The organism is bacterium (assembly GCA_041648665.1).
In the GTDB taxonomy this organism is placed as follows: Bacteria; UBA10199; UBA10199; order 2-02-FULL-44-16; family JAAZCA01; genus JAFGMW01.
Genome location: JBAZOP010000022.1, coordinates 1 through 25,007, shown reverse-complemented (window position 1 = coordinate 25,007; position 25,007 = coordinate 1). Strand labels below are relative to the sequence as shown.

The window sequence follows — 25,007 nt, the reverse complement described above, 5'->3', positions numbered from 1 at the left end:
GCACTCGCTATGCACCGAGTCTGTTGAGCTTTCCATCCTTGAGTTCGTACGCGGTCATCGACTTGTCTATCAATTCCCGATTGTGCGTGACCGCGATCAACGCGATACCGAGGCGCTTGTTCAGATCCACGAGATACTCCCAAACCTTCGCGCCAGTCTGTCGGTCCAGGTTGCCGGTCGGCTCATCAGCCAGGATGAGCTTCGGCCTCTGCACCGCCGCCCTGGCGATCGCGACCCTCTGCTGCTCGCCGCCGGACAGCATGGCCGGTCTGTGATCGCGCCTGGCCGAGAGGCCCATTGCATCGAGCGCATCCATGGCCATCTTGCCTGCCGCCGACCGCGCGTGTCCGCCGATGAGGGCAGGCAGCATGACGTTTTCAAGCGCGGTGAACTCGGGGAGCAGATGATAGAACTGAAATACGAATCCTATTTCTCTGTTCCTGAAACGCGCCATCTCGTCGTCGGAGAGCACGCCGAGATCGAACCCCGCCGCGTTCACAGAGCCCTCCGTGGGCCTGTCCAGGCCGCCGATTATGTGCAGCAGCGTCGACTTGCCGCTGCCGGACGCGCCGAATATGCCGACCGCCTCGCCGTTCTCGATTGAGATATCCAACCCGCGAAGCACCTCGACAGGCTCAGCCGTGTCGGCATAAATCTTCCAGATTCCTTTGGCAGCAAGAAACGCCATCCCGTTCACCTCGCCCTTGCCAGTCCCTCAGCCGGGTCCATCCCGGCGAGCCTCTTTGCCGCGAACCTGGACGCAAGCCACAGCACTGAAAGACAAAAGAACGCGATAATGCCGCATATCATCCACGAAATGTCAATCGGGAGGGAATCAATCATGTAGATCTCCGCGTCGAGCGGTATAAGTCCCAGTTTTTTCGTAAGAATTGACACAAGGAGGCCGATCGCCAGGCCCACCGATATCCCCTTGAATCCCACGTTCATCCCTCCCCTGATGAGCACCCGCTCCAGATCGCGATCCTTGAGGCCCAACGCCTTGAACACCGCAATCTCGGGGAGTCTCTTTATCGCAGTGAGCACGAGCACCGCGATGATGTTGAGCGCCGCGACCACGAGCATGATGCTCATGATCAGCGCCGAGACCAGGCGTTCGAGCCTGACCGCGGCCAAAAGATCATAGTTGAGATCTCCCCAGGTCGTTGCGGAAAAAGACGAACCGAGCTTCTCCTCCATAGCCTGGGCAAACAGGCCCGCGTCCCTGGGATCGGAGAGCCTGAGCTCTATTCCGCTGGCCGCCCTCTCAGCCACCCCGAAGATCCTCCGCGCAGCGCCTATGTCCATGAGCATGAACTCCGCGTCATAGTCGTGCATGCCGGACTCAAAACTCCCTACAGGCACGAGCTCGACGAACCTCTGCCCCTCCTTCGATGGTATGACGAGACGAAGCCTCTTTGCCAGAGGCCCTATCGAAGCCTCCATAGCGGAGCCGAGGAGCACGGGGATCGCGCCCCCCTTCGCACCCAGCGCGGATTCCAGGGAAACCTCTCCCCCTGCTAGGCTTATGCGCATATTGCCGACCGAGTCCTTGCGATGCGGGTCTATGCCCTTCACTATCACGCCCCTGATGACCTGGGGCCCTACGAGCATGGCCTCGCGATAGAGGAACGGCGACATGGAGATCATCTGCCTCTCCTTTATCTCGCGCACCTGCGCCGCCCTCTCCATCACTGTCTTTGGCATGACGTTGTCCAGCCAGGAACCGTTGCCGACGAGGCCGTCAAGCCAACCCCACCTGCGCGCCAGACCGAGTTCCGATTCAGTCGCGCCGCTGAACTGACGCAGGCTCTCCATGGCCGCCCTCTCGTCCGGGATCTCCCCTCCGGACATCACGATCACGTGCGAGTTGAAGTCGAGCAGCGCCTTCTCGTACTCCCTTTCGAATCCCGCGCCCACGGAAGAGGAGATCACGAGAGCTGCGACGGCGATCGCCACGCCCGCGCCGGCCACGACCCGCATGATCCTGATCGAACGCGGAGTCCGTCCCTGACCGTTGAATCGCCTGCTTATGAACGCGACTAGAGACATCCCCACCTCATTCGTATCTCAGCACCTCGACCGGGTCCTGCCCTGCGGCCTGGCTCACAGGATAGATAGAGGCCGCTATCGCCACCGCCACGCCGACGATCGCGAAGGCGATCGCATGCGTGAAGGAGAGGTCAACCGGCAGATAATCGAGATAGTATGAATCAGGCAACCTGAAGGGTCGGCGGTTTGCCGCCAGCGCGATCAGTACGCCTAGGATAAGCCCTGCCCCGGCGCCGATCACGCCGATAAAGGCAGCGTGGATGATGAATACCAGCCTGACCGAGAGGCCCGGCATGCCTATGGACTGGAGCACTGCTATGTCCTTCCTCTTCGCAGCCGTGGTGAGGAGGACTACGCCGGCGATCGAGCACGAGGCGATCAGGAGCACCATGATCAGTATCGCCGACATGGCGACGCGCTCGAGCTTGAGCGCTGCGAAGAGCTTTTTGTTGTGCTCGTCAAAACCCGACGCCTTCCAGCCCGGGGGCAACCCGGCGCGCACCACGGCGATGACATCGGGGGTGTCCGCAGGATCGACGAGCCGTATGTGCCAGCCCTCCTCCGCCTGCTGACCCAGGAGCGATCTGGCCTCATCAAGCCCCACCAGCACATACTTGCTGTCGAACTCATAGATCCCCGCCTTGAAGAGCCCTGCGACGCGAAACCTCTTCCTGTTGGGGATGAGATCGCCCGCAGGGCCGACCTCGGCCAGCGGCGCGATGAGCGCGATCGCATCGTCGAAGTCAGGGTGCACCATGAGCTGCGTCGAGACCTCGCTGCCGACGATCGCATCGGGCAGACCCGACGCATCGCTGTCCGCCAGCCCCGATACGCCGTCCTCGCCCCTGGAAAAATACAGATCGACCCCCTCAAGGGCTCCCATGCGGGCCGGGTCTATGCCGCGTACGCGCGCGCCCTGCACCGCCGCCTCGTCCCCTGCCTCGGCCGCGGCGATAACCTCGCCCTGCACAAAGGGGGAGATGTCCTTCAAGTCGACGCCTGGGATGAGCGATTTGATTTCATCAGCGCCCATCTCGCCCGCACCGTCTGATCTCGTGAGGGTGATGTGCGCGTTGAAACCCGCGAGCTTGTGCGCCAGCTCCTTCCTGAACCCGAGCATCACCGACATGACCACGATGAGGGCCATGACGCCCGCCGCGATGCCGGCTATCGCGGTCGCGGTGAGCAGGGGCGCGTAGCTGCCCGCGCTCTTGGAGCTGAGGTAGCGCTGAGCGACCCATGAGATGAGAGGAATATTCATCCTGGTTTCAGTCCTGCTGCTTTGTTCTGAGCAAGGGGAAGAGGATGACGTCCCTGATCGACGGAGAATCCGTGAGCAGCATCACGAGTCTGTCGATGCCGATCCCCTCGCCCGCGGTCGGCGGCATGCCGTATTCCAACGCGCAGATGTAATCGTCATCGAAGTGCATCGCCTCCTCGTCGCCGCGGCCGAGCGCCGCGACCTGCGCCTTGAACCTCGCGGCCTGGTCCTCGGGATCATTGAGCTCCGAGAAAGCGTTCGCGATCTCGCGGCCGTACACGAACAGCTCGAAGCGGTCGACGACCTCAGGATCCGCGTCGTTCTTCCTCGATAGCGGCGAGACCTCGGTCGGGTACTGCGTGATGAACGTGGGCTGGGTGAGCTTCTTCTCGACCGTAAGCTCGAAGATCTCGGTCAGTATCGCGCCGAGCCCCTCGCTCTTTGACTTGAGATTGTCGCCCAGCGAGAGGGCGTATTTGAGCGCCTTGTCGCGGGACTCGAGGATGCCTGGGTCCACTCCGCCGATCTTCACCAGCGACTCCTTCATGGTGTACCTGGCGAACGGCGCCTTGAAGCTGATCCTCTCGCCCTGGTACGAGATCTCGTCTGCGCCCATCACTTTGCTGCAGACCTCCGAGAGCATCTCCTCGGTGAGTTTGATCAGGTCCTCGTAGGTCGCGTAGCTCTGGTAGAACTCGAGCATCGTGAACTCGGGGTTGTGCTGAATGGATATCCCCTCGTTGCGGAAGTTGCGGTTGATCTCGAATACCCGCTCCATGCCACCGACCACGAGCCTCTTGAGGTAGAGCTCCGGCGCTATCCTGAGGAAGAGGTCCTGGTCCAGATTGTTGTGATGAGTGACGAACGGCTTGGCGGCAGCCCCCCCGGGGATCGGGTGCATCATCGGCGTTTCGACCTCGAGGAACTCCTTGGCGACCAGGAATTCGCGGATTGCCTGCACGATCTGCGAGCGGATCACGAAGGTGCGCTTCACGCCCTCGTTGACTATCATATCCACGTAGCGCTGGCGGTAACGGGCCTCCACATCGGTGAGCCCGTGCCACTTCTCGGGCAGCGGCTGGACCGCCTTTGTGACGAACTTGAGCCCGTCGGCAGCCAGGGTGAGCTCGCCCGTCTTTGTCCTGAAGAGCTTGCCGTGGAACCAGGCGAAATCGCCGACGTCCATCATCTTGTAGAGTTCGAACTGTCTATCGTCGAGCGCCTGTTTCTGGACGAATATCTGCAGGTCGCCGGCCCTGTCGCGAAGCTTGAGAAAGGCCGCCTTCCCGAATGCGCGGATCGCCATGATGCGGCCGGCGAGCGAGAAGGTATCATCGATCTTCTCAAGCGCAGCTGCGTCCTTGTCGTCGAATTTCGCGTGGATCTGAGCAGCGGTATGAGTGGCGGAGATATCGTTCGGAAACGGGTTGAGCCCCATCTCCCTGAGTTTTGCCGCCTTCTCGCGCCTCAGCGTCACATATTGATTGATATCCTCGGACATGCTGCTCCCCCCGGAAGTGCAAATTGTGGCGAAAAGTTCGAAATTTCGGGGAGTTATATAAGGCTGAGAGAGGAAGTCAAGGGTGAAGAGGGCAAAAAATGTCTAGTGACCGAGCAGCCAAAAATGAGATATATTCACGGCATGAAAAAAAATAAATTCGTCTCCATTGTCGGCCTCTTCGTCCTGTTCGCCGCGTGCGGAAGCACGCAGTTCGATCCCTACACACCGCTCTTCACGCCGGCCGCGACAAAGACAGCGCAGACAGCCAATGCTAACTTTACAGGCGAGCTCCTTGAGAATGCGGTCGATTATGCGCCGCTTCTCGTGACCAGCGGCACGCAGGCGCACATGGGCTACTGGTCGGGCGCCGGAAACCACGGGAGCCTGGTGCGCGTGCTGGACTCGATCAACGTGCACTGCGCCTCTTCCGAAGCCGCGCCCCAGTGCGCGATCTGGGACGAGGGCGCCACCACCTCCAACCAGTATCCGGCTTACGTCACCATGCTCACGGAGCACTGGTACGAGCGCGGCAACGCGGTGGACGGCGTGGTCACGATCTACGGCGAGGAGTATGCCGACCCCTTCCCGCTGACGTTTACAGAGGCGGACGTGATCTGGGGCCAGTACTCGCAGCGATACGCCGACATGGCGACCTCGATCGCCGCGCTGACGGGCCAGCCCGTCAAGTCGTGGTGTTTTGTGGAGGGCGCTCGCGCCAACCGCATTTTCTACATGTACGAGCTGCCGGAGCTGAGGACATTGGAAGCCGCGGGCGTTGTGACCGTCTACTTCGCAAGGACGCAGGACGCAGACTGGCAGGATCCGGACGACTGGACTGTGGGGACCGAGAACGCGCCGGAACCCGCGCCCGCCTCACAGGTCACTGCCTCCGCCTCATACCCTCGTGGAATCTCCTGGGATGATTTCTGATCAGCTTCTTTTCTTTTTTTCTCTTCGTGTGACGCACATTTTCTCGATCAAGTTCAGGATGCTCGCGCATGATCGCATCGACTAACCCCTCGGACTGTCCCCTATACTTCTCCTATATTTTCACATCTATCTTCACATCGTCACCGCGAAGGCAATGCCCCACTTGCCCTTGTCGTCCAGCTGCGGAAGCAGGGAGAACGGGATGACGAACTCATAGACGCGGTGCTCGGCCTTTGAATCGCCGGTGTAGGCCGCTCCCATGCGGCCATACTCGTCGCCGCCCGCCCCCGCAGTGAAGGACTTGAGTCCGTCCCTGCCGCGCACGTATAGCACGGTCTTGTCGCTCGCCTCGTCCAATGTATTGTCCGCGGCCACGTCGAGCGCCACGGAGAGATTTGCGCCGTCGTCGCGCACCCACATCTTGATCGACTCCCTCCCCTCTCCTATGGCGAGAGTCACCTTCTGCGTGTAGTTGGGCCTGCCCAGCTCCGCCTCTGTCATGAAGACGTTGTCCAGGACCACCGAGCCCTTCTTGGAGCCCGGCAGATAATTGAAGTACTTCGAGCTCTGCACGATCGTCGGGCCGTCCTTCTGCGCAGGCATGGCTATGGTCTTCGAGACGTGGCCGGCCGATGCAGTGAAATCGAGTGTCACGGTCTTGATATCCACGTCGCCGATAGGCGGAAACTCGAGCACGAGGTCCTTGAAGCTGACGCAATCCTCATCCTTCATCGCGAGTTTCTTCGTCACGTCCTTGCCGTCCGCCATGGCCTTCTTCGGCCTGTACCTCTTGTTGCCCGCGACGAGTTCCACGGTGTCGAGGAACACGGGAGCCTTGTCGTTGCGCTTGATCTCGACCTTGATCTCCCCTCCCTTCTTCACGTCGATGAGCGCAGCGGCGGGCACGGAATAACTCTCGAACGAAGGGGTCCCGGTCACGTAGACCTCCTCGCCGACCCGCGTTCCGCCGAAGCGAAACATCTGCAAAGTTGCGGACGAAGGCTGTCTGTCGGGGAGCATGCCCTCGTTCTTCCTCTGCTGGTATGTCTGGGCAAAGGCCGTCGCAGACGCGAAAATAAGCGCAATCGTCACTACCAGAGAAATCCTCATAAGATTGCCTCCAAGTTTTCAACTCGCCATTTATTTGACAGTAATTTAAAAGACCTCAAACATGGTGGAACGTTTCCAGGGGGTCTATTTTCCTGCCTTCAGCGACTTGCGTCTTTTGGATTCCAACTTCTTGATACTCTCTGCCGGCGCGAGATTCTCCGGCATCGTCCCGCCGAGTTCCCGGATTGTCTGACGGACCTTCACACCGACATCATGATGCGTCCTGTGCGCAGCTTCCTTGTTGCGGATTTTTTCGCGCCTCAACTTCTCCTCGGTCTGAGTCGCACGGAAGAGATTGGCGGCAAGCTCCGTGCTCCCCATGTGATCGAGGATTTGCTGGCTTTCCTTCAACCCCTTCCGGCGGCGGATATCCGGCATCGTCAACCCGCCGTAGAGCCCCATGTAGCCGTGATTTTGAAAGATGGCATAATCGCGCGGCTCGATGACGCCGGCCTCCTTCGCCGCTCCCGCCAGGCGGACATTGTGAGTCCGCATCTCGTCGCGCAGGAGGAGACGACGTTCGCCTTCGGTCGCCTGGTCGCTGATCTCCTGCCGGCGCGTCTGGATCGCGAAGTATGTCTGGCCCTGCGCTACGATTTCCTTGGTAGGATCTGCGTTCTGGATGATGAGATAGCAGGCATAGCGGGAGAGAACCGTTTCTGAAATTTCACGCTGTGCGCCACTGCCAATGTCCACCATTTTGCCGATATCGGCAAAATGGTCATCAATCCGATGGCCACTGTTAAAACAGGCCAATTTTGCCTTCTGCATGACCTGTTCAAAATTGCTGTACTTCGTGTAGCCCAAAATATGCGAAAAATCGCGACTCGACCAAGATTCCGCCCCGGCCTCGTTCGTGCGCCGGATTCGCTCAAACGGCGAAACGTGTTGGTCTCTTGTGGCGACTTTGTCGCTCATTGTGGAATAACCTCCCAGACCGTCATCGGTAACGCCCTTAGCATCCACTTATCAAGAAAAAACGGGATGCATCCCCCGGCCTGAACATTACCCACTTGCACTTCTCGCCGCGGCAAGAGGCGGCGAAGGAAGTCGTGTCCTCGGAATTCACTGCCGGGTGTCCATTCTTTTTTCTGGAGAAAGGCTACGCACTGCGTAGCCTTTTGGGATATCGTATAACTGCTTATATTCTATATAGAATTTCCTGAAATGCTTCGCGTTGGCAAGGCTGAATCCTCGTCATGCACGACATTGTTAAACATAAGGCATGCCAGGAAAATCTGCTTAAATTTCGCGGGACGCTGCTGACAATGCCGCCGAAAACGCTGCACCTGAAAAACGGGCCTTTTCGAACCTGTCATTTAACGCTCCGTATTGAAGCAGGTTCGTAACGGATGCCTCCGGGTCCTGTCGCCGGGCTCACCCCCATTTGCGGCATCGCCGCAATCAATCACCGAGTTTCTGCAAATGACTTTGCGCGGCTGCTGGCGTCAAATGGGGGTCCCCCGACCCGGCGCCACCCGGAGGCAAACAAGGGCTGATCTATCTGGTGGTCGGTGGCGGCGGGCGGCCTTGCAAAAAACGGTCCGGAATATTTTTACTTACCTGCAAGGCGGGAAACGGACACTTTTTTCTATCCTACATGCTTTTGAGGATTCACTTCGATTCCTTAGTGTACCACTCGCGCGAAATATTCTGAGCTTTTGCTATTTCTTCAGGTGTCAAAGCAATTTCAATCAGCTCACGCTTTACTTTTGCCATATCAATTACGGATTGGTTATCCGGATTGGGAGTCAGTGTTGCCGCTAGACTGAACAAAGCATATGCCTGAACTAGATCCTTCTTAACACCCCACCCATCTTTGTATGCATCTCCTAAAGCAACTTGAGCAGGGGCAAATCCATTTTTTGAGGCCTTAAGATACCAGCTTACTGCCTCAATAGGATCTTTACGGACTCCATAACCATTGGCATAAAAAAGAGCGATATTGAATTGAGCTGCTGAGTTCCCCTTCTCTGCTGCCAACAAGTACCATTTAAACGCTTGATTATAATCTTTTGGGAAATATTCACCTTCAGCATACATAACGCCAAGGTTAAATAGGGCCCACTTATCACCTTGTTCGGCAGCCTTAAGATACCATTTAAAAGCCTCCTGATAATCTCTGGGAATATCAATACCCTCTGAATAGGCATGACCGAGCTGCCCTTGTGCCTCTGCATTTCCTGCCTCTGCTTGTTTCTTCAGGCGATCTACTTCAGACATTTTGCTACAGGCGCTGATAGTAACCGCCAAGATTAAACAGTAAGTCAACTGTCGGTAACGCATGTCCATCCCCTTTCACCTTTGACCCTTAACCTATCTCTTTTCATCCACACCCACTTGCACTTCTTGCCGTCGCAGAGGCAGACGGCGTTGGCGGGCGGCCTGGCCAAAAACGGCCCATGATATTTTCAGTCAGCTGGAGCGCGGGAAACGCCCCCTTTTTCTCATCTGATCTCAAACGCCCGTTCCATCACAAGCCGCCATTTCTCGGGCACATCGGTCCAAGAGTCCCCCCAACTTTTCGTAAAAGAATAGGCGGTGAACGGTTTCTCAGTCGACGGTGGGGCATACCCCAGTACATTCTCCAAGCACTCTTCGAGTTGGATGACATTCGCCTTACCAACGGCTGCTTCAATGGGAGCATTGAACTTCTCTGCGCCTGCGACACCACCATCTCTATCGTGTATAACAAATGGCGTGATTCCCATAACCTTTAGATACTTCGCGAGTCCGATAATAGATGCTTTGCCACGGGCTTTGATCACTTCAGTGTTCGCGAGAATGCCAAGTTGCTTGCTTTTTTCAATCCGCTTCAATGTTTCACGAATAACTATGTCCTCGGTATCTCCCTCCACGACCACAATTCGTTTTGTGAAGAAAACCCGCGCAATATGATCATCAACCTTGAGAATCATCTTGACGTAGTCTTTGTCCTCATCCTGAAGTGACTTGAACGCGTCTGTGACGTTGAAAGGCTGAGCCTGAATTCCACCGCCAGCAAAGGAAAATCTATTCAACACTTGTTTGGGCTTTCTCGCGAGATCAATCAGGTATGGGGAGTGCGTAGTAGCAACGATTTGAGAATCCTGGGCGGACAGCTCGTATATCGTATCCCTCATTTGGTTAGCCGCGCTCGGGTGTAGATATATCTCCGGTTCCTCGAACCCAATAATGATTGATCTCCTAATGTCTTGGTCTTCTCTTCTTGAGAGCCACTTTTGTCTGAATCGAAGAATTCCAAACACCGCTGAGCGCACCATTCCAGCGCCTTGGTGATCAACCGGTGTACGTATATTGCTTGACAGTTCCACCGTAAAGGTCGGTTTGAGTGACTTGTCTGGGTCACTGAGATCTGCGTGCGCATGTATCTTTGACTCGGGGAAAACATTCGCAATAATTGCGTTCAACTCGATAATCATCTTGCCGAACTCGGAGGTTGCATCCGATGGGTCGAGTTCCTTAGCCAATTTATCGAGAAATTTTTGTGCCTCTCGATAGTTGGGGGAGGTTCCACGTACGTCCTCAAACAATTCATTCAGTGTTTTTGGCAGCACTCCGCCACTGGACATTTCGTTGCTCGCCGTATCAGCTGGTATAATTATGTAGCGTGGAAGCCGAACCAGCACAACTCCCGGAATACCTCCCGGATTTTGAAACCAAGTGTCTTCTGTGCCTATATCCCATAGATCGTTAATTTCCTGCAGCTTTAGTCGTGTTGCAGCTGTGAACTTTTTCTTCAGATCATCGAACAACTCACCGACAAGATCAGCCTCAATACCCAGATCAATAAGTTCCTGCGGTGTAGTAACATCAGCATATTGCGCCTTCATCGTTCGCGTTTTACTCTTCAGTTCGATCACAACTTCTTTGCCTAGTTCATAGGTCTTTCTGTAGGTGAGGCATAGACCGCTCTCTCCCGAATTACCGGGGTCGTACTCGAATATGCGTCCTTTGAAACCACGCCACGACTTGGACTCGACTGGCAGGTTCCGAAACTCAGCTTCAAGCACTATTCTGTTTGAGACTGTCTTGCGTTCATTTGTTGCTTCATCCTGTACGCTGTAGTACTCGATCTCTGGGATCCGTTTGTTTGCAGAAAGCAAATGCGTGATAGCGCTCAGAACCGTGCTCTTCCCGGTGTTATTGGGACCGATCAAGAAGGTTGCGTCGCCGAACATAACTGTTGCCATTTCGATTCTCTTGTAGCCTTCAATTCGTAGATGATGGAGCTTCATTCATTACCCTCTCTATGTTGTCCCGGCCCAACATTTAACTTAAGTGGAATCCATGAGAAACATAATACAACCGCAAATCACGATACAAACTTTAATGTCTATAAAACAATCTCCTGCATTGCTGCAAAAACCTGAATACGAGACGTGAAGACCTTCCCAATATAACACATGCTACAGTGGAACAACAGCAGCCTCCCCAATAAAAGCATACCTTTCAGGAACACAGGTAAAAATGACAATTTGACATTCCTTGGCGGCTACCGCCAATACAGCGCCCATCAATTTCAGACGCTCCGGGTCGGTATAACCCAGAGCATCATCCAAAAGGACCGGTGTCCCGCCATCCTTTGCCACCAGCATGGAACACGACAATCGATAAATTAAAGAAAGTTGTTCTTTTGTACCCCCACTAAGGGACTCGAAGGGGACCGTAACACCAGAGCCTGTTCTGCTGGCAATCTTCAAATCATCGTCGATAGTCACCTGAAATGAAGGGTCAAAGACCAAGCGACCGAGTCTTTCCATTTTATCTTTAAGCGGGGCCATATAAGCTCGACTCGCCTTGTCCCGCTCTTCGCACATGGTATCAAAAAGACATTTGGCCGCGTTGGCTCTAAGGGCGGTCGCCCGGTTTTTGAATTCCAATTGTTCAAGTTGATTATTTGCCGCGTTTAATTTTTCGTGAAAGCCCTCTTCGCCCTTTATTTTAAGATGGGTTTGGACCTCTAGCAGCCCCTTGTCTTTTGAATCATGACTATTTTTTATCGTTTTCAAGGAACCTTTGGTGGAATCTGCCAGGGCTCTTACTTGTTCGGGGTTGCAAGCCTCTAATGAGGCGACAGCTGAACGGTATGCAGCATCTTCTGAGAGCACTGCCCGATCGGCAGCGGTCAGATTGGCCTCGAGTGTTTCATCAGATTCTTTTTTACGGGCCATATTGAGGTTTTCTTGAGTCTGTTTGAGGTCTTTGGCCAACTGCTCAAGTTTTGCCCCGGCTTCCTTGTGTTTTATATTTACATCGTCGAAGAAGGAGCGGGCAGACTCGAGAAGCCTACGTTTATTTTCCAATTCACCATTAGCGACCTGAAGATTTGCTTCGGCTTTTGTCCGTTCCTTTTTTGCCGTGTCGAAATCAGGGCAAATCGCGGGGTCTTTAACCCGCTTGACAAGATAGTTCGGCACACTCTGCTGAAGGTTGCGTAACCTCTGTTCAAGGCTTTCGTAAGAAATATCCCTAAGGTTTTCCTCTTCGACTCGAACTTTATTTTCAACAACCCGCAATGCCTCTTGGCATTTGTCATACGCTTTTCTGGCCTCGTCCGAGTCTGCCACAGCGGCGTCGGCACAGGCAGACTGGAGGACCTGACGAGTGGATTCAACCTTTCGGGCAAGCCCTTCTATGCTGGAACCTGCGGTTATTTCGATATCAAGGATTCCTGGAACAGAGACCTTGGTCTTATCTGAGACGGATATTGTGCGGACCTCGTTAGTGTCGAGAACAACCTCTGTACCGTCGATGAACGGGCGACACTTAGAGATGGAACGAAGGAGAACACTTGGCGAACCTATTTCCATCTGGGCACTGGCAGTATTAAAGCTGAGCTCGGCTTCCTTTATCCTTTTTAAGGCGTTGGCATCCACCTTGTTCTTCGCTAACACCGTCTCTGCCTGAGCGGCATCTTTACGGGCTTGGTCAATCCTTTGTTTGCGTTCGAGCAATTGATCCAGATGGAGCTTGTTATTATAATAGTCGAAATCCACCCTCTTTAGGGTGGCGAGAGATTCCGCTTCTTTTCTTTTTTGTCCGGCTTCGTCGGCCGCCGCTTTGGTTTTATTAAGGGCTTCCTGGGCCTGAGACAAAACCGGCAGGGCCATTGAACTACTTTCTTGAAGTTCCCTGTGGGTCTTGGCGGCGTTTTCTGTTGTGCTAATCATCTCGTGGCGGATTTCTTTAGCGTGCCTAGCTGTCTGAAAAGTTTTTTGAGCGGATTCTTGTTTTAAAGCGGCTGCAGAAAGAATGTTTTCGAGCGAACTAATTTGCTCGAGTTTCGCCGTGAGGTCTATCATCTGTTGAGACAGCCCTTCTTCCTGCTTCTTGAGCTGGGCCAACTCCCTTTGCAATACAGGGACACGGTCGATATCGGTTTCGAGCGCGCGGATGTCTTGTTCAATCGACCGAACCTCAGTCTGCTTTTCGATCAGATCGTTCCGCAGGTCCTGGAGTTCCTTCTTCTCGGTTCCACGACCAATCGTATAGTAAAGTTCGTATTCCTGCGAAACCCTTTTGAACAAACTAAGCTCTTGCGAGGCGGCCGGTTGAACCCCTGCGGCTTTATCGAGCGCCGCAGACAACGCCTGTTTGTTTTTAAGGTCCGGTTGGTCAATCGCTTCACCCTGCGGGATAGACAAGGCCTTCCACAAATCGACATCGAGTGTTTCTTTAAGAATTTCATTCGCCCGGTCATGCGCCTGGCGGCCCGTGAGGTTTTCGGGATTCGGTTTTGTAATAGTAAGCCTAGTCTCGGACTTTTTTAAAAATCGCTTGAAATATGTAAACACATATTTACCCGTTTCCAGTTCCAGTTCAATTTCAGGACCCACATCTTGATGAACAGGCTGGATGGCTTGAATGTCCTTGCCTTTGCTGTTGTCCGGGTAGTCCAAGATAGTGTTTATGGCCTCGCCGAGACTGGACTTCCCCGACTCATTCGGGCCTTCTATGCGGGTAATCCCCTGGGAGCTGAACTTTATCTCGCGTGTAGTGATGCCCCGGTAATTGGCAACCTTAAGACGAAGGAGTTTCATGCGGCCCCCTTGGAAAGGCGAAGAAGGAGCATGAATGCATCGCGGGCAACGGTGTCTTCAGCCCCACTCCGGGCTATTTTATCCTGGAGCCTTTTTACCGTTGCATCGGCAAAGCCAGAAAAACCAAGATTGGTGAAGTCCGTATCATTGGGAATCACGAAGAGATTGTCTTCGTTGATCACGGAACCCGCCAGAACATCCTTGGCCGCAAGAATGTGGTTTTGAGAAACCTCGTACAAAGAAAGTGTGAGCGAACCTTTAAGAACCAGTTTCACAACTGACCGTTCCCTATTCGGGATATCTTCCAGCTTTTTCTTGAGCGATTTCACATCGGCTTCGGTATTCAGGTCCACTAGATCTTCGATAAAACTCCATTGTCCGATTTTTACTTCTTCGGTACTGACATCATCGCCATCTATTTTAACAATTTGACAGAACCCTGAATGGTCTTCGCGGAAGTCGGTGGATTCGGGGGTTCCGGAATACCAGATACTGTCGCCGGAACCCACTTTCGTGAGGGAATGGCGATCGCCAAGAGCTATAAAATGGACCTTTCCTTCCAAAATGGCGGCTTCGAGCATGGAAACCGCAATAACATTTTCTGCTTCTTTATCGGGAGTAAATATGTCGACAATACCATGTCCCACACAGATCCGTTTTATCCCCCCTGCCGGAGGAAGCACATTGAGTAAATCAACAATTGGGTTGCCGTTCGGTCGTTTAGAGAGCCAGGGAGCGCCTACCAGTTCAAAACCCTCAATAACTTGAATAGGCTCCGTGTTCTCGATGATGTGGACATGAGCCGGTTTTTTTTCTATGAAAGTGCTAGAGCGGTAAATGGAAGCTGCATCCAAAGGGTCATGATTACCAGGAAGGAGATAAACAGGGACAGTCACCTCTTTGAGTGCTTCGATTGCCCGTGCGACGGTTTTACGGTCTACCAAGTTTGATTCGAAGGAATCGCCGCACACCAACATAAGCTGACATTGTTTTTCTTTGGCAATACGGCCCATTGTTCGTATAGCATCAAATCGTGTCTGGCAATAGCGCGCCTGGGCCTCTTCCGAAAGGAAACGGCGGGTCATGCCTAATTGCCAGTCACTTGTATGAAGGAAATGAATCATGAGTTATAATCCTTTCGATCTATTTATTAACTGATAGGAAATTTCTTTCCCCGTTTCGCCCAATCGGAATTCTTCGGCATTCTAAGGTCATGCCACTCAACTACCCCATCCACTTAAAACCTGGGACGCTGGATCCGCCCAGTCACAGCGACCGCTGCGAAAGCAGCTTCAGGTCGGTCGCGGCACAAGGTGCCGCGTGACGGGACGGGTCGGGGTGCTCTTCGCAGCGGGGCTCGAGGAGGCCGGATTCAGTAGCCCTATGACATACCGGCCGACGAAAGCCCAGCGAGGAGACGGCGCCTGAGGCGACGAGCGAAAGCGAGAAGAGCGCGCCGACTCGTTCCGTCTGATGAATGACAATGAGCGAACCAACCGGGGACAGGCCCCTTCTGCGTCCCAGGTTTGTAATAACTTTAATTTTCACAATTGCAGTGACCGCTGCTGAAGCTGCTTTCGGTCGGTCGAAACTGCCGACCACTGCGAAAGCAGCTTCAGGTCGGTCACTGTTCGGCGACTGTCCCCTATGTTTTGGCGCTCTGCAGGAGATACGCCCTGATGAATTCGTCAAGGTCGCCGTCCATCACCGCGTTCACGTTGCCTGCCTCCACTCCGGTGCGATGATCCTTCACCATCTGATACGGCTGCATGACGTAGGAGCGGATCTGGCTCCCCCACTCTATCCTTTTTTTGTCCTTCGTCAGCTTGTCCTCTTCCGCCTGGCGCTTCTCCAGCTCGATCTCGTAGAGTTTGGCCTTGAGCAGCTTCATCGCGTTGGCCTTGTTCTGGTGCTGGCTCCGCTCGCTCTGGCAGGCGACAACTATATTAGTCGGCAGATGCGTGAGCCTGACCGCTGAATCGGTCTTGTTCACGTGCTGGCCGCCGGCGCCTCCGGAGCGGAAGGTGTCGATGCGCAGGTCCTCGTCGCGGATCTCGACCTCTATGTCATCCGCAACCTCGGGCAGCACGAAGACGGAGGTGAACGTGGTATGCCTGCGCTTGTTCGCGTCGAAGGGGGAGATGCGCACCAGCCTGTGCACACCGTTCTCGGCCTTGAGATATCCGTAGGCGTACTCGCCCTGCACCGTCATCGTGACGCTCCTGAAGCCGGCGCCGTCGCCCGGGGTGAAGTCCACCACCTCGTTGGAGTATCCGCGCGCGTCGCACCAGCGGCGATACATGCGCAGCAGCATCTCCGCCCAGTCGCACGCCTCTGTCCCGCCCGCGCCGGCGTTTATGAACATGATCGCGTTGTTGCGGTCGTTGGCGCCCGAGAGCATGCGCCTGAACTCCAGATCGTCCAGGACCTTCTCCATGCGGGAGAGCTCCGAGCCCGCCTCCGCCAGCAGATCCCCGGCCTCTCCCTCTTTCGCGAGATCGAGCACCGCCTCCACGTCCGCGAGCGATCGCGCGAGACCGTCTATCGTCTTTATCGTCAGGGAAAAACCTTCGCGCTCCTTTGTCAGCTCCCCGGCCCTCCTCGTGTCGTCCCAGAAGCCGGGCTTGTGAGTCAGATCGTCTATTTCCTCTATCCGTTTCTGCTTTGTGCCGAGGTCAAAGATGCCCCCTGATCTCGGAAAGTTTGTTCTGCAGCGTCTCGAATCTATCCCTCAGTTCCTTGCTCATCTGTGTCCTCTCTATGATCGATTCTCTGTTTTCAGTTCCCGGTTTTATGCTTCCTGCATCTTCCCACTATCACCATAATGAGCCCCAACGCCGCATACGCGGCGCAGGCATAGGCGAACCAGTCGCCCAGCTGGGTGTAAAGGGAGATCTCCTGTTTCAAACCCACAGGCGCCACTATCAGCGCGTCGTGAAAAATTCCCGATTGGACCTCCATCTTCCCCGTCGGCGTGATCACGGCCGACACGCCGGTGTTCGTGGCCCTGACCATGAAGCGCCGGTTCTCCACCGCGCGGAAGACGGCGAGGGCGACGTGTTGATACGGAGCAGAGGAGACGCCGTACCAGGCGTCATTGGTCACGTTGATGAGGTACTCGGCACCGTTTGCGACGAGCCTCCTCGAGATCTGCGGGAATATGTCCTCATAGCACACGAGCGGCCCCGCCTTCGCGTCGCCTATGTCGAGGGGCCGGTAAGATTCGCCGGGGCTGAAGTTGCCGGCCGGCTCCGTCAGCTTCTCGGCGAAGAAGAGGAGCTTCTTGAAAGGGACATACTCTCCGAATGGGACGAGATGCATCTTGTGATAGCGGCCCTTGATCGCGCCCTTTGCGTCGAAGAGCACGACGCTGTTGTGATAGCTGCCGTCCGGATTCTCGGATATCGCGCCCATGACAAGATAGGGCAAGGGGCCCAGCTCGTCGGCGTCAAACCCAAGCGCCTTGGGATCGATGGAGGCGGCCCGCGTGTCGATCGGCCATGGGAAGCTGGCCTCAGGCCAGATCACGAGATCCACCGAGGCGTCCCTGAGCGCCCTGGTGCCGCGCCTGAGCGCGTTGAGGTTGTCCGCGGCCTTTTCATCCCGCCACTTGTCCTCCTGCGCTATGTTCCCCTGCACGATCCCTATCGTCGTCACACCGGACGTGGCGAATTCGCCTTTGAGGACGTCCATCCTCACACGACCGTAGATCAACACGGCGGCAAGAAGGATCACGGTCGCCACGATCTTGAGCTTGAGCTGATTCGGCCTCATGCCCGAGATCGCGGCTGCGATCTCGGAGAGACAGACGTTCACCCACACGATCAGAAAGATGATGCCGTAGACCCCGACTACGTCGGCGATCTGGATGACCCACAGCGCCCTCCATTGCGACATCGCGACATTGGACCAGGGAAAACCGCCGACAGGGGCGCAATTGCGAAGGAGCTCCACGGCCACCCAGCACGCCGGGAGGATCGCGATCAGTTCCCCCCTCCACCTCGTCTGTATCAACCTTGCCAGCCACGGTATCACCGCCAGGTACGCCGCGAGTATCACGATCATGAGCGCGAGCACGAGCGAAGAGGCGAGCGGCGGCAGCTTGCCGTAGTAATGGAGCGCGCGATAGATCCAGTAGAGCGAGCCGCCGTATGCGACGAGCCCAGTCGCGAACGCGACCATGAAGGCCTTCCTTGGAGCAGCCTCCCTTATCGCGAGGATGAGCGGCACGAGGGCCACCCATGCGAGCCACCCCATGTCCGGCAGATACGCCCCGAAGAGCACGGTCGGAAAAGAGAGTGTGACGAGAACTCCGGAGAGAATCGCGCACGCGATCTGATATCTGGTCTTCATTTGAGGATCCTCATCAGGGTTTCGAATTCCATCACGCGCATCCTGCGCCATTCACCGATGGACTCGTCGCCATGCCCCTGGATGTGCAAAAGCCCGTGCACGCAGAGCAGGATGAGTTCGTCGGCGAGCGGCACCCTGCGCTCTTGCGCCTGCCTCCTCGCCGTGTCCAGCGAGATCGCGATCTCGCCCAGAAGCCACGGATCGCGTTCATACTGGAACGCGAGCACGTCCGTGGGCCTGGGGCTCCCCCTGTACCGTCCGGCGAGGCGCGCCATCGCCGCGTCGTTCACGAAGACGATGTCCGCACGACCGGCGCGCCCCTTGCCGCCCGCTGTCGCCCGCCTAATTGCCCTGGCTACCGCCGTCAACTGGGGCTTCGTCGTCCTGAGCTCGCTTCGGAGATTCACCCTGATCCCCGCCAGCCTGCTTGTGTTGGGATTGTTTCTCCCTCTCATTCTCCACTTCCTTTGCGTACTCGATCCTCGCGTGATAGATGCCCAGCAGCGTCCTGGCGAACGCCGTCCCGATGAGGTCGAGGTCACGAAGGGTGAGATCGCACTCGTCCAGCTGGGTCTCGCTGAAGATGTCGTGTATCGTCTTCTTGACCGTCTGCTCGATCCTGGTAGGGCTCTTTTCCTTGAGCGCCCTGACCGAGGCCTCGACAACGTCGGCGAGCATTAGTATCGCCGCCTCCCTGGTCTGAGGTTTGGGACCCGGATACCTGAAATCCTTAGGGTCCACCTTCTGCATGGTCGGGTCCTCGGACGCCTTGGCCTTGTCATAGAAGAAGCTGATCAGCCTCGTGCCGTGGTGCTGCGGTATCATGTCGTAGATCACCCGCGGGATCTTCGACTCCCCCGCGAGTTCGACGCCGTCCTTGACGTGCGCAGCCACGATGAGCGCCGACATGTGCGGGGATAGTTTCTCATGCCTGTTCTCCCCGGGCTTCGTGTTCTCGATGAAATATTGCGGCTTCTTGAGCTTGCCTATGTCGTGATAGTAGGCGCCCACCCTGACCAGGAGAGAATTCGCCCCCACCTCGGTCGCGGCAGCCTCCGCCAGAAGCCCCACGAGATGGGAGTGGTGATACGTTCCCGGCGCGCGCACCACCAGCTCGCGCAGCAGCGGGTGGTTCAGGTTAGCGAGCTCCAGCAACTTGATGTCTGAGGTGTAGCCCGAGACAGACTCGACTATCGGCGCCGCGATCATCGAATAGATGGCGCAGCCGAGCCCCGAGAGAAGCGCGAAGAGCATGCACCAGAGCGTCTCCGAGAACGCGTTTGCCGCCGGGGAGTTCGCGACGATGATGAGCCTGGTGCCCAGCGCGGCCACGACTGCCGCCGCACCCACCACCGCCCCTGCCCTGATGATGTGGCTGCGGCGATCCGCGTTCGCTATCGCCATGATGGCGGTGAGGCTCGTGATCATGGAGTAAGCCACGAACGTCGTCTCCGTTTCCACGAAGAGGCCCGCGAAGAGCGAAAGCACGAGCGCGAAGACGAACGAAACATCGGCCCTGAGAAACATGCGGATGAGCATCGCGCCTCCCGCGACCGGAACCGCATAGTGAAGCACCGATGCGTCCATCGTAAGAAGAAACGCGTCGCGGATCGCCGGCGCCAGGGTGAGCGATACCCTCATCAGGAGGAGCACCGAGAGACCCACCGCCGCCATCAGAGCGTGATCCTCACGGCTGACCCGCCCCCTGCGGAAGAACTTCTCGACAGCCATGAAGGGCAACACAAGGAAGCAGAGCACGAGTATGAAGGTGCCGATGAACTCGAGATAGTACGACGCGCCCTTGCGCTCCTCCTTCATCCCGGCGAGGACCTTGATGTGCCACTGGTCGTAGCGCGCGCCCTCCCTGACGATCATCTCGCCGGCCTTGATCTTGATCACCGAGTCCTTCGCGCCGGAGGCCGCGGCCTCCCGCCTGGTGAGGGTCTCTGTCCGGTTGAAGACCACGTTCGGCTGGACCGTCATGACGGCGAGCGCCAGGACAGCCTCCCGCAGGGCTTTGTCGCTGATCCCCATAGAGGAGAGGTCCAGCCGTTCGAGCAAGGCCCTCTCCTTCGCAACGTCCTGGAAAGCGCCGATGTCATCGACCTCCCGCTCCTCCGGAACGCCGGCCTCCTCGAGCTCGCCGGATGTGCGCATGACTGCGGCGGGCGATTCGCTCGACTCCTGCTTGCCGATTTCCGGCATCAGCGGCTGCGACATCGCACGCGTCACCAGCGAGATCACAACCTCCTCGCTGCGCCTGCTGAAATTATCCTTTGCGAGCCGCGACACATGTGCGGAGGGAAAACCCGTCCCCAGCTTCTGTTCGATGATCCTGCCGAGCTCATCCTGCCTCTCCAAAGAGAGCTGTCTCTCCGCCATATCCCAGGACGCCGTCAGGTTTCTGACGTCCTTGAAAACTTCGCGCAGCTTTATCGCCTGCGCCTCAGCGAGGCCCAGGTCGAAATCATAGACAGGCAGCACCGACGCCATCGCCTCGTCGCGGATCTTCTGCGTGGCCTCTTTGTCCACTATCTCGTAGTTGCGGTCCGCCTTTATGTCGCGCGCCGCGATCTGGCCCACGTGGACCTGCGAGGGAATCTGCTGGAATGAGATGGTGGTGAGCGAGGTTATCGCGAGGGCGAGCAAGACGATCGCAAACCAGGAGAAGGAGGTAGTGCTTGAAACCGCGCGAACAAATTCGCCGACCCTGGAGACCCGGGCGGAGATCGCCGTTCTCAATGAATTCAATACGCGCTCAGGCATGGCGCTCCTCGTCCCTTTGATATGCCCTGACTATCTTGCTTACCAGGTCGTGCCTCACTATGTCCGCGTCGGTGAAGCTGTGGAAAGCGATGCCCTCGCAACCCTCGAGGATGCGCCAGGCCTCCAGCATCCCGGAGCGCTGGCCCGTCGGAAGGTCTATCTGCGTGACGTCTCCGTTGATCACCATCTTCGAATCGACCCCCAGGCGCGTGAGGCACATCTTCATCTGATGGTAGCTGCAGTTCTGGGCCTCGTCGAGAATGATGAAGGCCCTGTGCAAAGTCCTCCCTCGCATGAAGGCGATCGGCGCTATCTCGATGACGTCCGATGCCCTCATCTCCTCCACCCTCTCCATGTCGAGCATGTCATGGAGCGCGTCGTAGAGCGGCCTGAGATACGGGTTCACCTTCTCGACCATGTCGCCGGGCAGAAACCCCAGCTTCTCCCCCGCCTCCACCGCGGGCCGCGCGAGTATGATGCGGTCGTATTGCTTGCGGAGCAGGCAGGCAACCGCCATCGCTACGGCGAGATAGGTCTTGCCGGTGCCGGCGGGGCCGATCGAGAAGACGACGTCGTGGTCCCTGATCTTCTCCAGGTACTCCTTCTGGGCCGGTGAGCGCGGCACGATCGGCCGCTTTCTGCCGGGGAGACGGATCGAGTTCGCAAAGAGCGCCTCGAGATCCGCGTTCCCGTCGCGGTTCAAAGCGGCTATCGCCCCCTCGATGTCGGAGTTCATGATCGGATAGCCCCTCTTGAGCATCGAGTAGAGCTCATTGAGTATGCGCTCGCCGGCCGCCACCTCGCCCGCGGCCCCGCGGAGCGTGAGATCGGAGCCGCGCACGTCGATCTCGATTCCAAGGCGGTCCTCGAGCTTGCGCAGATGCTTATCCTCCGCGCCGAACAGCTCCCTCGCGAGGCTGTTGTCGTCGAACTTCAGGGTGATGGTTTTGGCGGACAAGAGCTGCTACCTCCTCGGCCTCTGGGGGGCGCCCCCCTTCTGCGCGGCCGCCTCCTCAGAGATCACCTGCACATGGAACTCCCTCCTCTTTGCAGAGGAATCCAGGTCCACGATCACGGGCTCCTCCCTGAGGCCGAGCACGAGTTTGCCCGCGGAAAGCGGAATCGAGACGGATCTCCCCAGGATCGCGGCCGCCACCCTGGGCGCCACTGGTATCGCTTCCTTCCTCCTGTTGCTCGCCTCGACCCCCTCGCCTGGAAAGAGCTTCAGCGCCTGCTTGAGCTGCTCCACCAGCAGGGGCAAGGGTTCGATGATCGCCAGCGCTGCGCCGGGATGCGGAACGACGATGGTGACGAGCCCCTCCTGGGCATTGGCCTCCCTTATCGTACGATTGGTCTCGTGGATAATGGAAAGCACATCGACGCCGTCCGTCGTGTTTACGAAATAATTTCTCAAGAAAATCATGGCTGTGTAATTTATTTGCGGGACCCAACAAATGCAATGATTAAAAGATGGGGCCTCAAAACAGCCTCATCGTTGACTTTGCCCCTTCGCTTACCTATCCATGCGGCATGGCCGACATCGGGAAAAAATTTCACGAACTCGTCGAGATCATGGCGAAACTCAGGGCGCCGGACGGCTGCCCGTGGGACAGGGAGCAATCATATAAGGATATCGCCGCGCACACCCTCGAGGAGACGCACGAGGTCCTCGAGGCGATAGACCGCGAGGACTACGACTCCCTCAAGGAGGAGCTGGGCGATCTATTGCTCCAGATCCTCTTCTATTCGCAGATCGCAACTGAGGAAGGACGTTTCACGATCGACGACGTGGTCGATTCCATAACCCGCAAGCTCATCCACCGCCACCCTCACGTCTTCGGCGACACCAAGGTCTCGGGTCCGGGCGAGGTGCTCAAGCAGTGGGAGCAACTGAAGAAGAAAGAGGGTAAGGATACCGTGCTCGGCGGCGTGCCGGCGAACCTCCCTGCACTTCTCAAGGCCTTTCGCCTGGGCGAGAAAACATCCAGGGTGGGCTTCGACTGGCCAAACGCCGAGGGGATACTCGACAAGATAGAGGAGGAATCGCGCGAGCTTCATGACGCAAGGAGCGCGGGCGACGAGAAAGCCGTGGATCACGAGTTCGGCGACCTCCTCTTCACGCTCGCAAATCTGGGTCGATTCCTGAAGATTGATCCGGAGGGGAGCCTCCGGAGGGCGACCGCGCGCTATATGCAGCGCTTCAGCTGGATGGAAAAGCAGGCCGCAAAAGAAGGCCGCGAGCTGAGGACGCTTACGCCTGAGGAATGGGACGCACTCTGGGAGAAAGCGAAGATCGAGGTGAAGCCATGACAAAGCCGATCACCAAGTCCTCCCTCATGCACGCCCTCGCCCTCAACGCCCTCTTTATCCCGGGCAGCGGCAACATCGTGCTCGGCCAGAGACTCCTCGGGATATCCATAGCCGGCATCACCCTGCTCCTGGTCTTCCTCTGCCTCGCGGCATACTGCTCTTCGTACTTTCATGCGGCCCTGGGCATTCCGGCAGACACGCGGATGCTCTCGAGGATCGTCCAGGCCTCATCGCTGGCGTTCAAAGAACGCAAAGTCCTCATAGCCGGATGCAGCGCCATCATCGGATTGATCTGGGTGTTCGGCATCGTGGACATCCTGTACAGGATGCACAGGCACTCCGATTGAATTATTTCACGGTGCTCGCCACCCTCCTCCGCATGAGCGCGGCGAGAGCATGGAACTCCGTCGGGCTTATCACCCTGATGATGCCGATGTAGATCACCGCGCCGCCCGCGACCAGAGCGAGCAGCATGCCTCCCCTCGCGAATATCGAGAGGCTGGATTCGAACCTGATGTTGTTGAGCGCCAGGTAGATGACTATCCCCATCAGGGCGCTGGCGAACGACGTCCTCACCACGGACTTGATTATGTCCCTGCAGCCGAGCAGCCCGATCTTTTTTCTCAGGAGCCAGAGCAGCAGGAAGAAGTTCACGATCGCCGATATGACCAGGGCAGCGGCGAGCCCCCTATGCAGCATGGACTTCATGAGCACCAGGGCGAACGCCGCGTTCACGATCACGGCGACGATCGACACGGCCACCGGCGTCTTCGCATCCTTCAGCGCAAAGAAGGCGGGCACGAGGTTGCGCACGCCGGAGACGAACGGGATCTTGACCGCGAAGAAACAGAGCGCTCCGGCCGAGGCCACGGCCGCCTCAGGCGTGAACTCCCCCCTCTGGAAAAGGACGCTCACCACGGGCAGTGCCAGGATATACAGCCCCACGGCAGCAGGTATGTCTATCAGGAATGCCAGCTTTAGACTATAACGCAGCGTTTCTTTGAACGCGCCTGTGTCCTTCTTGATCGCATGGTCCGACAGCGTCGGCAGCGTGACGGTGGCCACCGCTATCGAGAATATGCCGAGCGAGAACTCCGAGACGCGGTCTGCGTACCACAGATACGAGACGCTGCCGTCGGGCAGAAAAGACGCGAGAAAGGTGACCACCACCACGTTGAACTGATACACCGCGGCCCCGAACGCGGAGGGTATCATGAGGACGAGCAGCCCCTTGAGCGCAGGATGCCTCCAGTTGAAGTCGAGCCTGGGCAGCATCCCCTCGCGCCAGAGCGGCGGGATCTGGAGGGCCAGCTGCGCGATTCCGCCCAGTATCACGCCGACTGCCACGCCCTCTGCCGGCACCGAGAAATGCTTATCCAGCACGAGCGCGCCGAATATGATGAATATGTTGAGCAGCACCGGAGAGGCGGCCGGCGCGGCAAAGTGTTTGAGGGAATTGAGGATGCCCATGGCAAGGGCCACGAGGCTGATGAGGACGATGTACGGGAACATGAGCCTGGTCAAAAAGACCGTGATCTCGAATTTCTCGGGGCTCGCGGTGAAGCCCCACGCTATGAGCCTCACGAGAAGCGGCGCCCCGATCACGCCCACGATGGCCAGCAGCGCCAGGAATATGGACAGATAGGTGAAGACAACCGAGGCCGCCCTCTTCCCCTCTTCCCTG

General features: G+C 57.0%; 20 protein-coding genes. 3 read left to right on the top strand and 17 right to left on the bottom strand.

The features are described 5' to 3' along the window. Nucleotides 1–7 precede the first annotated feature (7 nt). From WC683_09035 to lysS, 4 genes are read right to left on the bottom strand one after another with little or no spacing between them, the layout of a single operon-like run. Nucleotides 8–688, bottom strand: a complete 681-nt coding sequence (locus WC683_09035) for an ABC transporter ATP-binding protein (protein ID MFA4972745.1) — start codon at nucleotides 686–688, stop codon at nucleotides 8–10. Nucleotides 689–693: 5 nt separating this feature from the next. Further along, nucleotides 694–2,049, bottom strand: a complete 1,356-nt coding sequence (locus tag WC683_09030; protein MFA4972744.1) for an FtsX-like permease family protein — start codon at nucleotides 2,047–2,049, stop codon at nucleotides 694–696. A gap of 7 nt (nucleotides 2,050–2,056) precedes the next feature. Further along, nucleotides 2,057–3,310 (bottom strand): ABC transporter permease, encoded by a 1,254-nt coding sequence (locus tag WC683_09025; protein ID MFA4972743.1) that lies wholly within the window; start codon nucleotides 3,308–3,310, stop codon nucleotides 2,057–2,059. A 7-nt stretch (nucleotides 3,311–3,317) separates the two neighbouring features. Then, complete coding sequence (lysS, locus tag WC683_09020; GenBank protein ID MFA4972742.1) at nucleotides 3,318–4,811, bottom strand: lysine--tRNA ligase; 1,494 nt, start codon at nucleotides 4,809–4,811, stop codon at nucleotides 3,318–3,320. A gap of 141 nt (nucleotides 4,812–4,952) precedes the next feature. Between lysS and WC683_09015 the strand changes: the two genes are divergently transcribed. Then, entirely contained in the window at nucleotides 4,953–5,741 is a 789-nt protein-coding gene (locus tag WC683_09015; protein MFA4972741.1) for a hypothetical protein, read from the top strand. Nucleotides 5,742–5,873: 132 nt separating this feature from the next. On the opposite strand, the gene WC683_09010 is transcribed toward WC683_09015, so the two are convergent. From WC683_09010 to WC683_08955, 12 genes are all read right to left on the bottom strand, one after another. Continuing rightward, complete coding sequence (locus WC683_09010) at nucleotides 5,874–6,851, bottom strand: hypothetical protein (protein ID MFA4972740.1); 978 nt, start codon at nucleotides 6,849–6,851, stop codon at nucleotides 5,874–5,876. Between the two features lie 84 nt (nucleotides 6,852–6,935). Beyond that, on the bottom strand, nucleotides 6,936–7,769 hold the full coding sequence (gene dinD / locus WC683_09005) for a DNA damage-inducible protein D (GenBank protein MFA4972739.1): 834 nt from the start codon (nucleotides 7,767–7,769) through the stop codon (nucleotides 6,936–6,938). A gap of 696 nt (nucleotides 7,770–8,465) precedes the next feature. Further along, nucleotides 8,466–9,074, bottom strand: a complete 609-nt coding sequence (locus WC683_09000; GenBank protein ID MFA4972738.1) for a tetratricopeptide repeat protein — start codon at nucleotides 9,072–9,074, stop codon at nucleotides 8,466–8,468. A 224-nt stretch (nucleotides 9,075–9,298) separates the two neighbouring features. Then, nucleotides 9,299–11,089 (bottom strand): AAA family ATPase, encoded by a 1,791-nt coding sequence (locus WC683_08995; protein ID MFA4972737.1) that lies wholly within the window; start codon nucleotides 11,087–11,089, stop codon nucleotides 9,299–9,301. A gap of 171 nt (nucleotides 11,090–11,260) precedes the next feature. After that, a complete protein-coding gene (locus WC683_08990) occupies nucleotides 11,261–13,894 on the bottom strand; it encodes an AAA family ATPase (GenBank protein ID MFA4972736.1) in 2,634 nt (877 codons plus the stop codon). Continuing rightward, nucleotides 13,891–15,018, bottom strand: a complete 1,128-nt coding sequence (locus WC683_08985; protein MFA4972735.1) for a DNA repair exonuclease — start codon at nucleotides 15,016–15,018, stop codon at nucleotides 13,891–13,893. The genes WC683_08990 and WC683_08985 overlap by 4 nt, the downstream gene beginning before the upstream one ends. A 521-nt stretch (nucleotides 15,019–15,539) precedes the next feature. Further along, a protein-coding gene (gene prfB / locus WC683_08980) for a peptide chain release factor 2 (protein MFA4972734.1) occupies nucleotides 15,540–16,641 on the bottom strand; the annotation gives its coding sequence in 2 pieces (ribosomal slippage) (nucleotides 15,540–16,571 and nucleotides 16,573–16,641; 1,101 coding nt in all). 31 nt (nucleotides 16,642–16,672) lie between these two features. Continuing rightward, on the bottom strand, nucleotides 16,673–18,247 hold the full coding sequence (lnt, locus tag WC683_08975) for an apolipoprotein N-acyltransferase (GenBank protein ID MFA4972733.1): 1,575 nt from the start codon (nucleotides 18,245–18,247) through the stop codon (nucleotides 16,673–16,675). Continuing rightward, nucleotides 18,244–18,654, bottom strand: coding sequence for an rRNA maturation RNase YbeY (ybeY, locus tag WC683_08970; protein MFA4972732.1), 411 nt, complete (start codon nucleotides 18,652–18,654; stop codon nucleotides 18,244–18,246). The genes lnt and ybeY overlap by 4 nt, the downstream gene beginning before the upstream one ends. Next, on the bottom strand, nucleotides 18,590–21,013 hold the full coding sequence (locus WC683_08965) for an HDIG domain-containing metalloprotein (protein ID MFA4972731.1): 2,424 nt from the start codon (nucleotides 21,011–21,013) through the stop codon (nucleotides 18,590–18,592). Before WC683_08965 ends, ybeY begins: the two co-directional genes overlap by 65 nt. Continuing rightward, on the bottom strand, nucleotides 21,006–21,971 hold the full coding sequence (locus tag WC683_08960) for a PhoH family protein (protein MFA4972730.1): 966 nt from the start codon (nucleotides 21,969–21,971) through the stop codon (nucleotides 21,006–21,008). Before WC683_08960 ends, WC683_08965 begins: the two co-directional genes overlap by 8 nt. A gap of 6 nt (nucleotides 21,972–21,977) precedes the next feature. Further along, complete coding sequence (locus WC683_08955; GenBank protein ID MFA4972729.1) at nucleotides 21,978–22,436, bottom strand: YjbQ family protein; 459 nt, start codon at nucleotides 22,434–22,436, stop codon at nucleotides 21,978–21,980. Between the two features lie 107 nt (nucleotides 22,437–22,543). On the opposite strand from WC683_08955, the gene mazG reads away from it, so the two are divergent. Both mazG and WC683_08945 read left to right on the top strand, forming a co-directional pair. Then, a complete protein-coding gene (mazG, locus tag WC683_08950; GenBank protein ID MFA4972728.1) occupies nucleotides 22,544–23,323 on the top strand; it encodes a nucleoside triphosphate pyrophosphohydrolase in 780 nt (259 codons plus the stop codon). Then, nucleotides 23,320–23,670, top strand: a complete 351-nt coding sequence (locus WC683_08945) for a hypothetical protein (protein MFA4972727.1) — start codon at nucleotides 23,320–23,322, stop codon at nucleotides 23,668–23,670. Before mazG ends, WC683_08945 begins: the two co-directional genes overlap by 4 nt. A gap of 1 nt (nucleotide 23,671) precedes the next feature. On the opposite strand, the gene murJ is transcribed toward WC683_08945, so the two are convergent. Further along, nucleotides 23,672–25,007: murein biosynthesis integral membrane protein MurJ (gene murJ / locus WC683_08940; GenBank protein MFA4972726.1), on the bottom strand; the 1,336-nt coding region annotated here is incomplete at its 5' end.

Coding starts and splice junctions, on each gene's coding strand:
- WC683_08965 (MFA4972731.1), bottom strand. CDS start 21,013: ATGCCTGAGCGCGTATTGAATTCATTGAGAACGGCGATCTCCGCCCGG.
- dinD (MFA4972739.1), bottom strand. CDS start 7,769: ATGAGCGACAAAGTCGCCACAAGAGACCAACACGTTTCGCCGTTTGAG.
- WC683_09025 (MFA4972743.1), bottom strand. CDS start 3,310: ATGAATATTCCTCTCATCTCATGGGTCGCTCAGCGCTACCTCAGCTCC.
- WC683_08955 (MFA4972729.1), bottom strand. CDS start 22,436: ATGATTTTCTTGAGAAATTATTTCGTAAACACGACGGACGGCGTCGAT.
- WC683_09000 (MFA4972738.1), bottom strand. CDS start 9,074: ATGTCTGAAGTAGATCGCCTGAAGAAACAAGCAGAGGCAGGAAATGCA.
- WC683_09010 (MFA4972740.1), bottom strand. CDS start 6,851: ATGAGGATTTCTCTGGTAGTGACGATTGCGCTTATTTTCGCGTCTGCG.
- WC683_08945 (MFA4972727.1), top strand. CDS start 23,320: ATGACAAAGCCGATCACCAAGTCCTCCCTCATGCACGCCCTCGCCCTC.
- WC683_09015 (MFA4972741.1), top strand. CDS start 4,953: ATGAAAAAAAATAAATTCGTCTCCATTGTCGGCCTCTTCGTCCTGTTC.
- WC683_09035 (MFA4972745.1), bottom strand. CDS start 688: ATGGCGTTTCTTGCTGCCAAAGGAATCTGGAAGATTTATGCCGACACG.
- WC683_09030 (MFA4972744.1), bottom strand. CDS start 2,049: ATGTCTCTAGTCGCGTTCATAAGCAGGCGATTCAACGGTCAGGGACGG.
- mazG (MFA4972728.1), top strand. CDS start 22,544: ATGGCCGACATCGGGAAAAAATTTCACGAACTCGTCGAGATCATGGCG.
- lnt (MFA4972733.1), bottom strand. CDS start 18,247: ATGAAGACCAGATATCAGATCGCGTGCGCGATTCTCTCCGGAGTTCTC.
- WC683_08995 (MFA4972737.1), bottom strand. CDS start 11,089: ATGAAGCTCCATCATCTACGAATTGAAGGCTACAAGAGAATCGAAATG.
- WC683_08985 (MFA4972735.1), bottom strand. CDS start 15,018: ATGATTCATTTCCTTCATACAAGTGACTGGCAATTAGGCATGACCCGC.
- lysS (MFA4972742.1), bottom strand. CDS start 4,811: ATGTCCGAGGATATCAATCAATATGTGACGCTGAGGCGCGAGAAGGCG.
- WC683_08990 (MFA4972736.1), bottom strand. CDS start 13,894: ATGAAACTCCTTCGTCTTAAGGTTGCCAATTACCGGGGCATCACTACA.